The organism is Bacillus sp. bc15 (assembly GCF_900142585.1).
Classification (GTDB): Bacteria; Bacillota; Bacilli; order Bacillales; family Bacillaceae_G; genus Bacillus_A; species Bacillus_A cereus.
In genome coordinates, this window is sequence record NZ_FRBJ01000010.1 from 83358 (window position 1) to 98573 (window position 15216).

Genomic DNA, 15216 nt, shown 5'->3' on the forward strand with positions numbered 1-15216 from the left:
GCCCTTTTTATTTTGTAGGAATGAAGAAAACAGATATAGCTGCGATAAGACCTGCAAAGGAGAATAAGTAAAAATTCCATGCTAAGTCATATTGCATTGTCATAATAATACCGACGAGAATTGGGCCAGCAATTGCACCAACTCGGCCAAGCCCCAGTCCCCAGCCTAAGGAGGTAGCTCGGATATGTGATGGGAAGTATTGTGTTACATATGCATTTAATATTTGAGTAATACCGACTGATCCAATACCAGCAAGGCCAATTAAAAGATAAATGATTGTAACAGATGGTTTGATTGTTAATAGTCCGATACATATGGCTGCCATAAGATAAGAGATGCTAATAACAATTTTTGCTCCTATACGATCAGCAATTGCTCCAGCGAATAATGCGCCGATAGCTGCGGTAATATTTAGCATAAGTAGAAATGACAGACTAGACCCAAGAGGATATCCTGCCTGGCGCATCATCTGTGGTAACCAAGTGTTTAAACCGTATATTAAAAACATTCCCATTATATAAGTGATCCAAAAAAGTAGCGTTGCTTTTATGTATTCTTTTGAGAATAAAGTAAAAAATCCATTTTTCTTTCGTATAGTAGATGGGTCTTGATGAGTTTTATCTTTTACATGAAATTCAATTTGAAAACGATTAAGAATTTGGTTCACTTCTTCTTGGCGATTACGTGATAATAAAAATTGAATGGACTCAGGTAAATAGCGAATAATGAAAGGAATGAAGAGTAGTGGAATCATTCCGATACCAAACATAATTCTCCATCCGAAATCTTCTAACATAAGCATGGACAAAATAGCACCTAACACGATACCTAAAGGATAGCCAGTAAACATAAGAGCATAAATAAAAGATTGCCTTTTTGGGGGTGAATATTCAACAGTGAGTGCTGAAGCCGTAGGGATAACACCGCCTAATCCGATTCCTCCTATAAATCGAGATAATCCAAATAACTCAGGAGAAGGAGCGATAGCCGCTAAACCCATTGTGATAGAAAAAAGTGCTAAACAGCATATAAGCGTCCATTTACGCCCAATTAGATCTGTAATCGTTCCAACTAGAATAGCCCCAATAAACATTCCAAATAAAGCATAGCTTGCAATTGTACCAGCGTGCGCTGGTGATAGCGCCCAGCTTTTGTCTTCTAGGAGCTTTGGTAGAACGGCACCGTAAATACCTAAATCATATCCATCAGCTAAAATGGCTAGCCAACAAATAAAAACAACAAGTTTTGTAATAGAGCTTGGAAAGATAGTTTCTGTAGATTCTAGATGAGGTGGAGCTGAAGGTTGCATAATATTCACCCCTTTTAATTTGTAGATGAATATATTATTTTATTTAATGTTAATATTTTCCTCCTTGTGTCGAATTTTATCTGAAAAGGGTTTATAGCAAATAAAGAAGTTCAACAGTAATTCTGTTGAACTTCTTTATTTGTTTACTCATTATCAACTCGTTTTAACGGTTGATCTGCTGGGCCTTCAAGAACGTCTCCCTCAATTGAAAAACGAGAACCATGGCAAGGGCAATCCCAAGTACAATCACCATTATTCCATTCAACTTCACAGCCTAGATGTGTACAAGTTGTATCGACGATATGTAATTTTCCTTCTTTGTCCTTATAAGCACCTGCTCGTTTACCGTTAACATGTACGACAGATCCTTCACCAACTTCGAGATCTTCTGGCTTACGTAATGCGGTTTCAATCTTTCCTGCAATTAAATGTTTCGCAACATCAATGTTTTGGGAGAGGAACGTTTTTATATCTGGATTTGCATGGAAGCGTGATGGTGCATACAGTTCTTTATAGGGACTGTGAACTTTTAGGATGGAGTCCTTCAGTAGGTGAGCGGCAGCAGTTCCAGTTGTCATTCCCCATTTGCGATATCCAGTTGCAACAAATATATTTGGATTTCTTTCGTTAATATGTCCGATATAAGGAAGCTTATCTAGAGTAATTAAATCTTGTGCTGACCATCTATAAGGAACTTCATCTATTCCAAAAGTGGCTTCAGCAAAAGAATAGAGTGCTTCATAATGAAGCATCGTATTTATTCCCTGACCTGTTTTATGACTCTCTCCGCCAATCAAAATTAATTTTTCTCCATTGTTTGTTATATAGCGTAAGGAGCGCTTTGGATCATCAATACTTAAATACATGCCACCTGGATACTCCGTTTTTGCTTTTATTGCAAGAGCGTAGGAGCGTTCTGCGTACATTCGCGTAAAGAAAAAGCTATTCGCATCATAAAAAGGGAAATGTGAACAAGAGACGACATATTCACAAGTGATATGATGGCCCTCTTTTGTAATTATTTGTGGATAATCGCCCTTTTCCAAATCCATAGCTGTTGTTTGTTCGTAGACCTTTCCGCCCATCTCCACAAACTTTTCTAAAAGTGTTTTTAAATAAAGAAGGGGATGGAATTGTGCTTGATTTTTCATTACAAGCGCAGATTGTACTGGAATAGGAATCGATAGAGATTGAACATAGTCACAAGGTATATTTAATTTTTGATAAGCTTCATATTCTTTCGATAAATTTCTTAATCCGTTATCAGTAGTTGTATATAAATATGAATCTTCATTTGAGAAATTACAGTCGATTTTATATGTTTGAACAGTTTTATTTATGAATTGTAGAGCCTTATTATTTGATTCATAGTAAAGCCGGGCCTTTTCTACACCGAAATGATTTATTAATTCATCATAAATAAGATCATGTTGTGCTGTTACTTTCGCTGTTGTATGCCCAGTCGTTCCGTTTAAAATACGACCAGAATCAATTAAAACAACATCGATGCCTTCTTTTGCAAGTAAATAGGCAGTAGTAATACCTGTAATACCAGCACCGATAATAGCAACTTTCGTCTTTATATTTTCGGATAAACGAGGGAAAGTAGGAAACTGAGTAGATTCAATCCAATAAGATAGTGGCAGTTGTGGAAATGTATCACTTGTCATTGCGGAAACCTCCTGATTTTAGAACAATTTTCCTTTTAATATTTCCATATTATATGAAATTCATGTGTGTTGTTTTAGAGGAAGTCTATTTTTATTAAAAGAGGGTATAAATTATTTTAATATAATTAATGAGGTGGGGCATTATGAAGAAGTAGGATTTATATAAAACTAAATTCAAATGATTCTGTTTGTTGATTACATAGAGAGTTATTGAATGAGATAGAGTCTATGCCGTTTAAGAAAATGTCTAAATATAGTGGGTAAATCCTTATGAAATCTATACATTTTCTTTAGTGAAATAAAGTATGATTATAAAAATATAACCAACTTTTATTACTAGGTCATAAAAGTTGTTGACAATATAGAAATTCTATTGTTATGATTCATCATGTGGAAAGGTTGATAGAGGGTAAAAAGAGAAATGTTTTTCATTGATAATAAAAGCGAAAAATAAGTGACGATAGAGTGAGTATATTTTCCTTATAATAGATGCTTTTTGGATCATCTAGTAAAATCAATCTGGAAGCAAGAATTGATATATGTAAGTTGCGCAAGGCGCGGCATAAGAAAGGGGCAAAAGGATGAAGGAGCTTCATACGTTTGGGTGGTATGCAGCACGTGTATCACCACATTTGCCGAAAAAAGCATTTAAACCAGTGCCTACTCGTTTATTTGGTGGACTGGCTTATTTGCTTGTGGCATTGGCGGGATTAATATCGATTGGTGTATTTGAATTGAATGTGTGGGCGAATCTAGGAATTGCGATTGTTCTTGGATTATGTTTTGCTTCACTAGGATTTTTAGGGCATGAAATTTTACATGGAACTGTTGTAAGAAAGGCATGGCTTCGTGACTTCTTAGGCGCGATTGCATTTATGCCATTATCAACAGGGCCAAAGCTTTGGAGAAAGTGGCATAATGCAACGCATCATGTTCATACACAGCATGAAGAGAATGATCCGGATGCATGGCCGACACTTGAGAAACTTAAGAAGAGTAAGTTTTTGAGTTGGGTATATCGTATGCCTCTACATGTACGTTCATTCTTTAGTTTTCTGTCACTAACAATTCAATTTACATTGCATTCGACTCGAATGTTCTTTCATTTTATAAAAGAGTTCAAGTCATCCAATCAAAAATCTGTATGGCTTCAACTTCTTTTGCCTTGGACAGTTTGGATTAGTTTATTGTTTATTATGGGACCTGGAAAATGGTTATTTGCATATGTCATTCCGTTGTTAATTGCTAACTTTATTGTAATGGCATATATCGCAACAAATCACCGCTTAAATCCAATTGTTCCAGTAAATGATCCGTTAGCAAACTGTTTATCAGTAACAGTGCCGCGCTGGGTAGACGTTTTACATTTCAATTTCTCATATCATACAGAACACCATCTGTTTCCTGCTATGAGCTCTAAATACTATCCGTTAGTAAAAGAGAAGATTAAAGAAATGTGGCCGGAACGTTATCACGAAATGCCGATGACAAAAGCATTAGCAGCCCTATGGAATACACCACGTGTGTATTATCACGGAAGTGAATTAGTGGATCCGCATAGAGAGCATTTCTATGGTTCTTTAGGAAATGGACTAGATCCTCATAATATTTCATATCGTGAGGAACATATAGAGGAAGACGAGAGTATTAAAAAAGTAAATCAGTAAAATTAATATATTTTTGCAGTGAAAAAGCAAGCCATCTCAGGCTTGCTTTTTCTTATAAAGAAACTTCCTTTTTGTTCTTTTTATGGAATTGGACGGAGTTAGTTTCTTTTCGTTGTAGTCGTTTTTCTAAAAGATTAACGAAATAAGTAAATAGAAGAACAAGTACGAGATAGTATGCACCAACGATTATGTAAGTATCTAATTGTTGGAAGTTACCTGCTGCAATTGATAAACCTGATCCCCATAATTCGGACAGTCCTACGTAAGCGACAAGTGAAGAGTCTTTTAATCCGATAATAAATTGATTTCCTAGAGGAGGAAGAGACAGACGAAATGCTTGTGGTAATATAATCCGGCGCATAGCTAAAGGGTAAGGCATACCTAAGGAGCGAGCGGCTTCCAATTGTCCCCGGTCGACGGATTGAATGGATCCTCGGAAAATTTCCGTAATATATGCACCGTTATGAATTGCTAAAGCGATTGCTCCTGCCCAAAAAGGGGAGAAAACAATGACAGATGTAATGCCAAAATAGAGAATTGCGATTTGAACGATTAAAGGTGTACCACGAATAATAGCAATATAGATATGAGCGATACTATTTAAAACTTTATTGTTAGAGATTCGAAAGAAAGCGAATAATAATCCAATTAATGAACCGAGTACTAGGGAAGTTAATGTTAATTGTAATGTGACAATAGTAGCTTTTAAGAGTGTGGGATAGGTAGAGATAAAAATTTCAAACATGCGTTTCACCTCATATTGTATAGATTTTAGTAGAGAATGAAATGCCCCACATAAAATGAATACTTAATCAGTGGGGCACTGTTTATGAATCTTTTGAATGGCTAACTTACTAACTTACTTCGTTTTTTCCTCTTCACCAAGAATATTACGCCCGAACCATTTTTTACTGATCTTTTCATACGTACCATCTTTAATGATTTCATCTAACGCTTTATTTACTTTCTCAACCATTTCTTTATCATCTTTGCGAATAGCAATTCCCATTTCATCAAGATTTAATGGTTTTCCGGCTTCTTTTATATTCGATTTTCCTTCTTTTATCATACGTAGACCAACCATTTGATCCGTAATTACTGCATCAACACGCCCAGGCTCTAAATCCATAAGAGCAGTAATATCACTGTCATATTCTGTGATTTGATCTGTATATTTTGCAACAAGATTTTTAAAGGTACTAGCTTTTACAACACCAATTTTCTTACCTTTTAAATCTTCTGGAGAAGAGATAGCGGTATTCTTTTTAGCCACAAAAATTTGGGCGCCAGACCGATAGTACGGATTTGAGAAACTAACAGCTTTTAAGCGCTCCTCTGTAATTGCCATACTACCCAGTATTACATCATATTTCTTCGCTTGAAGACCTTGAATTAGCGTTTCCCATGGGTTTGTAACTGGCGTAGCCTTCATGTTCATCTTTTTAGCAAGAGCTTCACCGATTTCTACATCAAAGCCGACAAGTTTGCCGTCATTTTCTTTATAGTTAAAAGGTTTGTATAATCCACTCATCGCATAGCGAAATTCTTTTTCACCATTTGATGAAGTAGTAGAGCTTTCTTTGCTACAAGCTCCTAGTATGAAAGATGTACATAGTGTAATGCTAGCAACAATGGTTAATAGTTTCCTTTTCATAAAACCCCTCCTATATATTGATCATACGGATGGTTTTTTAGTATGTTATTGAAATATTTTATTTGGATGATTAGTTGTGCACCGTATGAATGTATTCCTTTTCGTTTGAAACAGAAGTTACATTATAAAACGTTGCGTAAAAATTGTTTTGCCCGTTCATGTGATGGAGCTGAAAAGAATTGTGCTGGCGGAGCATCTTCTACAATCTTTCCATCATCCATAAAGATGACGCGATCAGCTACATCTCTTGCGAAATTCATTTCATGAGTAACAATAACCATTGTCATCCCTTCTTCAGCAAGTTCTTTCATAACTTGCAATACTTCTCCAACAAGTTCAGGGTCTAAAGCTGAGGTAGGCTCATCAAATAGCATAATCTTAGGGCTCATTGCAAGAGCTCGTGCAATGGCAATGCGCTGTTTTTGACCACCTGAAAGAAGATGAGGAGTTACATCCGCTTTATCTTGAAGGCCGACTTTTTGGAGAAGTTGATTTCCAATATCCTTTGCATTTGCTTTCTCTAATTTTTTTACGTGAATAGGTGCTTCTATGATGTTTTCTAGTGAGGTCATATGAGGAAAGAGGTTAAAGTGCTGAAAAACCATACCGACATTTTCACGGACTTTATTTAAATTTGAATGCTTTGGATCAATTCGCTCACCTTGTAAGTGAATTTCGCCTTCATCGTACATTTCTAAAAAGTTAAGACAGCGAAGTAATGTACTTTTACCAGAACCACTGGCACCAATTAAAACAACAACTTCTTTTTCTTTTACTTCTAAATCAATTCCTTTTAACACATCAAGTGAACCGAATGATTTTACTAGATTTCGAACTTGAATCATACAAAACCCCCAGTTAAAAATATATTTTACAAATGTTGCCCCTTATTTCTGTTATTAGTCATAAATTGTCAGAATCCTTTATTTTTTCGTGCAATTTGATATTCAAAGAAATAATAATTTTTAAAATCCCTATATCCTTCTATAATGAAAATATGGATAATAATATATAGGTAGTATTTATATTGCTTATAAAAAGGGGGAAAGGGAAGATGGAAAAAGAAAGGAAAACATTTTCTTTTGGATTACGTACACAACTTATGCTATTCACTACAGTTTTAGCTTTCATTACATATTCAACAAGTATATTTTTTATTTACGTGATATACGATTATTTTCAAAGTTATGTAAGTCAAACTGTATATAATATTCTTGTTATGTTATTAGGGGTAGTATGGTCTGGGATTTTAGCATATGGAGCAGCCGTATTTTTAATTAAACCGCTTCGAAAGTTAGAGGAGGCGGCAAGAAAAGCAGCTGATGGTGATATTCGTGAAGATGTTCCATTACCGAAGACAGATGATGAAATTAAATCTTTAAGTGTTGCATTTAATATGATGTTAGGAAACTTAAGGGGCATGGTAAAAAATATTGATACAACATTTTCTTATACAAACAATCAAGTACAGCAGATTAGAAAACAAACAGGAGAAGCAACGAGACAAGCGCAAGGTGTATCTGAGACTCTTGCAGAGATTTCTTCAGGCGCTGAGCAATCAGCAGCATCAATTCAAGCAATTGTTTCTGCTGTTGATACAACGACGTCTATTGCAAGTGAAGTAGAAGAAAAAGCGAAGCAGTCTGATACGTTGTCTTCAGAAATGGTTCAAGCTTTAGGGCATAGTACTCGTGTCTTTACGTCTTTAATTCAAGGTATTCAAACATTGGCAAAAGAAAATGAAGATTCAATGCAAAATGTACAGAAGTTAGAAGAACGAATGAAACAAGTAGAACATATTGTGTCTGTTGTGAGTGCGATTGCTAGCCAAACGAATTTATTAGCACTAAATGCTTCTATTGAGGCAGCTCGCGCAGGAGAGCATGGAAGAGGTTTTGCGGTTGTTGCGGAAGAAGTACGTAAACTTGCTGATGAAAGTGATCATTCTGCAAGAAACATATCTCAGTTATTACGGAATATGCAAGATGAAGTACAACAAGTTGCAATGAAAATGACAGAACAAGTGAAAATAGCTAAAGAAGAGGCGAAACGTGGGGAAGCTACGGAATTAATTTTAAAAGAAATGTCATCAAGTGTTATGGAAGTAGCCGATGCAACTCAGCAAATTAGTAGTTATATGAATGAACAAGTGAGCCACATTCATCAAACAGGAGCACAAACAAAAGCTGTAGCAGCAATTGCTGAAGAAACGTCAGCTGGTTCGCAAGAAGTGGCGCGTGTGACGCTACAACAGTCTAAAAATATGATAGTAATCGATCAATTATTAAAAGATTTAGAGAAGCAAGCAACTGATTTGAAACAAACAATTGAACGATTTTCAATGTAAAAGGAAGAACAGAATGCTGTTCTTCTCTTTTTTATTTAGTTTGATTTAATATTTACAGTTAAACTATGAACGTTTCCGCAACATTCTTTTCTCTCCCTTTCGGATGAAAATTATAGCGAGCTATAATATTAAAAGGGGTGTCTTTTATGAAAAAAGAAAAAAGACAACGGTTAATTAAACAATTTGTAAAGGAGTATGAAATAGATAAGCAAGAAAGATTAGTAGAATTGTTAGCAAAAAAAGATGTATTAGTAACACAAGCTACGGTTTCTCGCGATATTCGTGAGTTAAACTTAACGAAGGTACCTTCTCAAGAAGGATTAATGATATATAAAGTTTTCTCAGAAGAGCATTTACAAACTGATATAAAGTTAAAGAAAAAATTACGAGAAGTTGTTGTGAAAATTGATTGTGTAGATCAATTACTGGTTATTAAAACATTACCTGGTAATGCACATGTTATTGGTGTTTTATTTGATGAGTTAGATTGGAAAGAAAAAATAGGATGTATATGTGGAAATGATACATGCCTTATAATTTCACAGTCGAAATCAGATAGGGAGATTATAGAAGAAAGATTAAATTTAATTATTTAGATGTAAAAATCCTGTTTTTAATAAAATTAAAAACAGGATTTTTGTTTAAATACGGAAGTTGAATATTCAACATATATGCGTAATATATGTGTTTTTTATTGAAAAAGCGAGAGAGTTTGTTATAAAAATACAAATTCGTATGATTTTAAAAAAATAACTTGTTTAATATTTCACAATGATAATGTGGATGCTTTCACAAAGATGAAAGTGCAGAGCATTTATTATGTACTTGTAAGACATCAAACATATTTAAAAGGAGGTACAACAAATGAAACATCCGATACATGTTACTTCAGAAATTGGGGAATTACAAACGGTTTTATTAAAACGACCGGGTAAAGAAGTGGAAAACTTGACGCCAGATTATTTGCAGCAATTATTATTTGATGATATTCCATACTTACCAATTATTCAAAAAGAGCATGATTATTTTGCACAAACGTTACGCAATCGGGGTGTTGAAGTTCTTTATTTAGAAAAACTAGCCGCTGAGGCGTTAGTAGATAAAAAACTTCGAGAAGAATTTGTTGATCGTATTTTAAAAGAAGGACAGGCTGACGTAAATGTTGCACATCAAACTTTAAAAGAATATTTACTTTCCTTTTCAAATGAAGAATTAATTCAAAAAATTATGGGCGGTGTACGGAAAAACGAAATTGAAACAAGTAAGAAGACACATTTATATGAATTAATGGAAGATCATTATCCGTTTTACTTAGATCCAATGCCTAATTTATATTTTACTCGTGATCCAGCAGCTAGCGTGGGCGATGGCTTAACGATAAATAAGATGAGAGAACCAGCGCGTAGACGTGAATCATTATTCATGGAGTACATCATTAAATATCACCCAAGATTTGCAAAACATAATGTACCAATCTGGTTAGATCGTGATTATAAATTTCCAATTGAAGGTGGCGACGAGCTAATTTTAAATGAAGAAACAATTGCGATTGGAGTGTCTGCTCGTACTTCAGCTAAAGCAATTGAACGTTTAGCTAAAAATCTCTTTAGCCGACAAAATAAAATTAAGAAAGTGTTAGCAATAGAAATTCCAAAATGCCGAGCATTTATGCATTTAGATACAGTATTTACAATGGTTGATTATGACAAGTTTACAATTCATCCAGCCATTCAAGGGCCAAAAGGGAATATGAATATTTATATTTTAGAAAAAGGATCAGATGAGGAAACTCTTAAAATTACACATCGTACTTCTTTAATGGAAGCATTAAAAGAGGTATTAGGCTTAAGTGAATTAGTTCTTATTCCATGTGGAGGAGGAGATGTAATTGCTTCTGCTCGTGAACAATGGAATGATGGCTCGAACACATTAGCAATCGCACCAGGTGTAGTTGTTACATATGATCGCAACTATGTATCCAATACGTTATTACGGGAGCACGGTATAGAAGTAATTGAAGTGCTAAGTTCGGAATTATCTCGTGGTCGTGGGGGTCCACGTTGCATGAGTATGCCAATTGTTCGTAAAGATATTTAGTATAAATAACGGAGAAAGTAGGGATGAAGTATGTTAATGACTAGACCAAATTTAAAAGGAAGAAGCTTTCTAGCAGAAAAAGATTTTACACAAGAAGAATTGTTATATTTTCTAGATTTGGCAGCAGAATTAAAAGAGAAAAAGAAAAATGGTATCCCGCATCATTATTTAGAAGATAAGAATGTAGCGCTCTTATTTGAAAAAACCTCCACTCGTACGCGCTGTGCATTTACAGTAGCATGTACAGATTTAGGGGCGAATCCTGAATATTTAGGGAAAGGTGATATTCAGCTTGGGAAAAAAGAATCCGTAGAGGATACAGCAAAAGTGTTAGGGCGTATGTTTGACGGAATTGAGTTTCGTGGATTTAATCATGAGACTGTAGAATCTTTAGCACAAAATTCTGGTGTGCCAGTTTGGAATGGATTAACAGACATGTGGCATCCAACACAAACACTAGCAGATTTATTAACAATTAGAGAACATGTAGGGAAGTTGAAAAATGTGAAGCTCGTTTACGTTGGAGATGGACGAAATAATGTTGCTAATAGCTTACTAGTTGGTGGAGCAATCGTTGGAATGGATGTACGTATTTGCACACCAGAATCTTTATGGCCTGCACAAGAAGTAATTGATTTAGCAAAAAAAAATAATGAACAGGTAATGATAACAAGTAATGTGGAAGAAGCTGTTGCGAATGCAGATGTAATTTATACAGATGTATGGGTGTCTATGGGGGAAGAAGAAAAATTTGCTGAACGTGTCGAGTTATTGAGACCTTATCAAGTAAATATGAAAATGATTAAAGAAACAGGGAATGAAAACGTGATTTTCTTACATTGTTTACCTGCATTTCATGATGTTGAAACGATGTATGGCGAAGAAGTTTACGAGAAATATGGGTTGAAAGAAATGGAGGTAACTGACGAAGTATTCCGCAGTAAACATTCAAAAGTATTTGATCAAGCTGAAAATAGAATGCATACAATTAAAGCGGTTATGGCAGCTACTTTAGGAAACATGGAGTAAAGAAGAAAGGGAGTCTTCCTTTCTTCTTTCTCCTCCTTTAGACACTATCATTCACTATTGCTTTTGTATTGTTATTGCAATTAAAGAGAGGTGAGTGGAATGGGTGAAGATAAGAAATTAGGGTTGTTTACACTAACGGCTCTTGTAGTTGGGTCTATGATTGGCGGTGGAGCCTTTAATTTAGCGAGTGATATGGCAAAAGGTGCTGGTGCTGGAGCCATTATTATTGGCTGGGTTATAACAGGAATTGGGATGATTGCACTTGGATTATCTTTTCAAAATCTAACTGTAAAACGGCCAGATTTAGATGGTGGTATTTTTAGCTATGCAAAAGCAGGATTTGGTAATTTTATGGGATTTAATAGTGCGTGGGGATACTGGCTATCTGCTTGGCTTGGGAATGTAGCTTACGGTACATTATTATTTTCTTCATTAGGATATTTCTTCCCGATCTTTGAAGGCGGTCAAAATGTAGAATCCATTATTGGTGCAAGCGTATTATTGTGGTGTGTTCACATGTTAATTTTACGTGGAGTTCAATCAGCAGCACTTGTGAATTTAGTAACTACAATCGCAAAATTAGTACCTGTATTTGTATTTATTGTCATAGGAATCTTCGCGTTTCATATTGATACATTCTTAGATGGATTTTGGGGGCAAACTGGTTCTTTTTCATGGGGAGCAGTTGGCAGCCAAGTTAAAAGTACAATGCTTGTAACTCTATGGGTATTTATTGGGGTAGAAGGGGCGGTTGTTTTATCCAGTCGAGCAAAAAATAGAAGTGATGTAGGGAAAGCAACGGTTATTGGCTTAATTGGTACACTCATCATTTACATTTTAATCACATTATTGTCTCTTGGACTTATGCAGCAAGCAGATATTGCTGGTTTGAAAAATCCAGCTATGGCTTATTTATTTGAAAGTGTTGTTGGAAAATGGGGTGCTATCTTTATAAATTTAGGTTTGGTCATCTCTGTATTAGGTGCTTGGTTAGGTTGGACTTTGCTCGCTTCTGAAATTCCATATTTAGCGGCTAAAGATGGAGTATTTCCAAAATGGTTCGCAAAAGAAAATAAAAATAAGGCTCCAGTAAATTCATTATGGATAACAAATGGTTTAATTCAAATATTCTTGTTAACATTCGTCGTTTCTGATCAGGCGTATAACTTTGCATTCTCTTTAGCATCTTCAGCCATTTTAATTCCATATGCTTTTTCAGCATTTTATCAACTGAAGCATAGCTTAAAATCTGAAGAAGTAGATCGAAATAAAAATATAATAATTGGTTTGATAGCAAGTATTTATGGTGTGTGGTTAGTTTATGCAGCTGGTTTAGAGTATTTATTATTAACAATGACTTTATATGCGCCAGGTATTTTTATTTTTTACAATGTTCAAAAGCAAAAGAGTTCGAAGCAAATATTTACTCGAGTGGAATTAGCATCATCCGTAGCAATTGGTGCTTTAGCATTCTTTGCGATTTATGGATTAATTACAGGCAGTATTACTTTATAAAGCGCTGTGAAAGCGAAATGAACTGGAGGGCTGAAATATGGCACGAAGAAAAATTGTAGTTGCACTAGGGGGAAATGCGATACAGTCTGGAGAAGCTACTGCGGGAGCGCAGCAAGAAGCGTTGGAAAAAACGGCGGAACAACTTGTGAAAATAATGGAAAATGATGTGGATATAGTAATTGCGCATGGAAATGGCCCACAAGTGGGGAATATTTTATTACAGCAAAAAGCTGCAGAAACGGAAAAGACACCTGCAATGCCATTAGATACTTGTGGGGCAATGAGCCAAGGGATGATTGGATATTGGATGGAAAATGCGATTGAAAAGGCATTAAAAAAACGGAATATACAAAAAGATGTAGCAACGGTTATAACGCGCGTTGTTGTGGACAAAAAAGATGAGGCATTTAAAAATCCAACTAAACCAATTGGTCCTTTTTATACAGAAGAAGAGGCCAGAAGATTAATGGATGAAACAAAAGCAGTGTTTAAAGAAGATGCTGGTAGAGGATGGAGACGTGTTGTTCCATCACCGAAGCCTGTAAGTATTCATGAACATAAAGTGATTAATTCTTTGGTGGAAGATGGAAACATAGTGATAGCTGTTGGCGGGGGTGGAATTCCAGTAATTGATTCCGAAGAAGGGTTAAAAGGAACTGAAGCGGTTATCGATAAAGATTTCGCTGCGCAGAAATTAGCAGAATTAGTAGATGCCGATACGCTCGTTATTTTAACTGCAGTTGATCATGTGTATGTAAATTATAATCAACCGAATCAAAAAAAATTAGAGCATGTCACAGTGAATCAATTAGAAGAATATATTGAAGAACAACAATTTGCTGCGGGAAGCATGCTTCCAAAAATTGAAGCTGCTATTAATTTTGTTAATACAAATCCAAAAAGAAAAACAATTATTACGTCTTTAGAAAAAGTATATGAAGCACTAGAAGAAAAAGCTGGTACTATTATTTCAAAACAGAATGTATGCATGTATGTTTAAATTATTATGTACGCTACTTAGTAGTAAAAAAAAGAATGAGGTTAATAACTTCATTCTTTTTATTTATTAATATTTTTTGTACTCATTGTTCATAAAGTTTTCATGATGAAATCTGAATATATAAGTTAATTATGATAAAATTCAAATTGAATACGCTTTCTTGATTTTTCGCTCCAACATACAGCAAGAGAGAGGGAATTTTATGAATAGACGGAACGTAGTGAAAGACTTAAAGCAGTTCGAATTATTTGCTCATTTAACAGAAAAAAAATTGAAAGGCTTAACAGAGTTTGTTTATTGGCGAACTTATAAAAAAGGTCAATTTTTATTTTTAGAAGGGGATTCAAGGGAAAGAATTTACTTCATGTTAGATGGTTTTGTAAAGTTAGAGCGGGTTAATCAAAATGGGAACTTATTATACGATGACTATGTAAAGCGGTATTCTATTTTTCCTTATGGTGGTATGTTTACAGACAGAGGATATAACTATACAGCAGAAGCAATGACGGATGTGGAGGTATATTATATTCCAACGGTAATCTTTGAAGATATGGTAAAATCCAGCAGAACGCAATTGATGTACGTTGTTCAGCAATTATCATCTATATTAAAATTGAATGAAAATCGAGTGCAAAATATTACAATTCCTAATGCACAAGATCGTGTTATCCAAACGTTAAATTATTTAATGCAGGATTTAGGAGAACAGAGTGGGGAAAAGATTGTAATTTCATGTCCACTTACAACAATTGAAATATCCAAAATATCTGGAACATCTCGAGAGACAGTTAGCAGCGTATTAAAACAATTAAAAAATGATAGCATTGTTACAATTTTAGATAAAAAAATTATAATACACAATCCAACATATTTTGAAGAAATCTCAATGTGAAAATTGTATATTAATAAGGTTCTTTATATATTTATA

General features: G+C 34.9%; 13 protein-coding genes. 8 read left to right on the forward strand and 5 right to left on the reverse strand.

What is annotated here, in order from left to right; translation table 11 throughout:
* Positions 1-7: 7 nt before the first annotated feature.
* Both BUA87_RS24630 and BUA87_RS24635 read right to left on the reverse strand, forming a co-directional pair.
* The gene (locus tag BUA87_RS24630; protein WP_065229683.1) at positions 8-1309 is read right to left on the reverse strand and encodes an MFS transporter; all 1302 of its coding nucleotides are present in this window, start codon (positions 1307-1309) and stop codon (positions 8-10) included.
* A gap of 143 nt (positions 1310-1452) precedes the next feature.
* On the reverse strand, positions 1453-2979 hold the full coding sequence (locus BUA87_RS24635) for an FAD-dependent oxidoreductase (protein WP_072941070.1): 1527 nt from the start codon (positions 2977-2979) through the stop codon (positions 1453-1455).
* A gap of 581 nt (positions 2980-3560) precedes the next feature.
* On the opposite strand from BUA87_RS24635, the gene BUA87_RS24640 reads away from it, so the two are divergent.
* A complete protein-coding gene (locus BUA87_RS24640; RefSeq protein ID WP_000661219.1) occupies positions 3561-4646 on the forward strand; it encodes a Delta(10) desaturase DesB in 1086 nt (361 codons plus the stop codon).
* A 52-nt stretch (positions 4647-4698) separates the two neighbouring features.
* Here the strand turns inward: BUA87_RS24640 and BUA87_RS24645 are convergent, their stop codons facing one another.
* From BUA87_RS24645 to BUA87_RS24655, 3 genes are all read right to left on the reverse strand, one after another.
* Entirely contained in the window at positions 4699-5391 is a 693-nt protein-coding gene (locus BUA87_RS24645) for an amino acid ABC transporter permease (protein ID WP_000461546.1), read from the reverse strand.
* A 114-nt stretch (positions 5392-5505) separates the two neighbouring features.
* On the reverse strand, positions 5506-6300 hold the full coding sequence (locus BUA87_RS24650) for an ABC transporter substrate-binding protein (protein WP_000823754.1): 795 nt from the start codon (positions 6298-6300) through the stop codon (positions 5506-5508).
* A 122-nt stretch (positions 6301-6422) separates the two neighbouring features.
* Complete coding sequence (locus BUA87_RS24655) at positions 6423-7145, reverse strand: amino acid ABC transporter ATP-binding protein (protein ID WP_000616921.1); 723 nt, start codon at positions 7143-7145, stop codon at positions 6423-6425.
* 209 nt (positions 7146-7354) lie between these two features.
* Between BUA87_RS24655 and BUA87_RS24665 the strand changes: the two genes are divergently transcribed.
* The 7 genes from BUA87_RS24665 (at position 7355) to BUA87_RS24695 (ending at position 15180) form a co-directional block, all read left to right on the forward strand.
* On the forward strand, positions 7355-8647 hold the full coding sequence (locus tag BUA87_RS24665; protein ID WP_000410238.1) for a methyl-accepting chemotaxis protein: 1293 nt from the start codon (positions 7355-7357) through the stop codon (positions 8645-8647).
* 146 nt (positions 8648-8793) lie between these two features.
* The gene (argR, locus tag BUA87_RS24670; protein WP_072941076.1) at positions 8794-9243 is read left to right on the forward strand and encodes an arginine repressor; all 450 of its coding nucleotides are present in this window, start codon (positions 8794-8796) and stop codon (positions 9241-9243) included.
* A 268-nt stretch (positions 9244-9511) separates the two neighbouring features.
* Positions 9512-10744 (forward strand): arginine deiminase, encoded by a 1233-nt coding sequence (gene arcA, locus BUA87_RS24675; RefSeq protein ID WP_000682331.1) that lies wholly within the window; start codon positions 9512-9514, stop codon positions 10742-10744.
* A gap of 30 nt (positions 10745-10774) precedes the next feature.
* Positions 10775-11773: an ornithine carbamoyltransferase gene (gene argF, locus BUA87_RS24680; RefSeq protein ID WP_072941078.1), complete on the forward strand. Its 999-nt coding sequence runs from the start codon at positions 10775-10777 to the stop codon at positions 11771-11773.
* Between the two features lie 99 nt (positions 11774-11872).
* Entirely contained in the window at positions 11873-13288 is a 1416-nt protein-coding gene (gene arcD / locus BUA87_RS24685; RefSeq protein WP_000503413.1) for an arginine-ornithine antiporter, read from the forward strand.
* A 37-nt stretch (positions 13289-13325) separates the two neighbouring features.
* Positions 13326-14288 carry a carbamate kinase gene (gene arcC, locus BUA87_RS24690; RefSeq protein WP_000113953.1) on the forward strand — a complete coding sequence of 321 codons (963 nt, stop codon included), beginning with the start codon at positions 13326-13328 and terminating at the stop codon, positions 14286-14288.
* A 202-nt stretch (positions 14289-14490) separates the two neighbouring features.
* The gene (locus BUA87_RS24695) at positions 14491-15180 is read left to right on the forward strand and encodes a Crp/Fnr family transcriptional regulator (RefSeq protein WP_072941080.1); all 690 of its coding nucleotides are present in this window, start codon (positions 14491-14493) and stop codon (positions 15178-15180) included.
* The last annotated feature ends 36 nt before the right edge of the window (positions 15181-15216 follow it).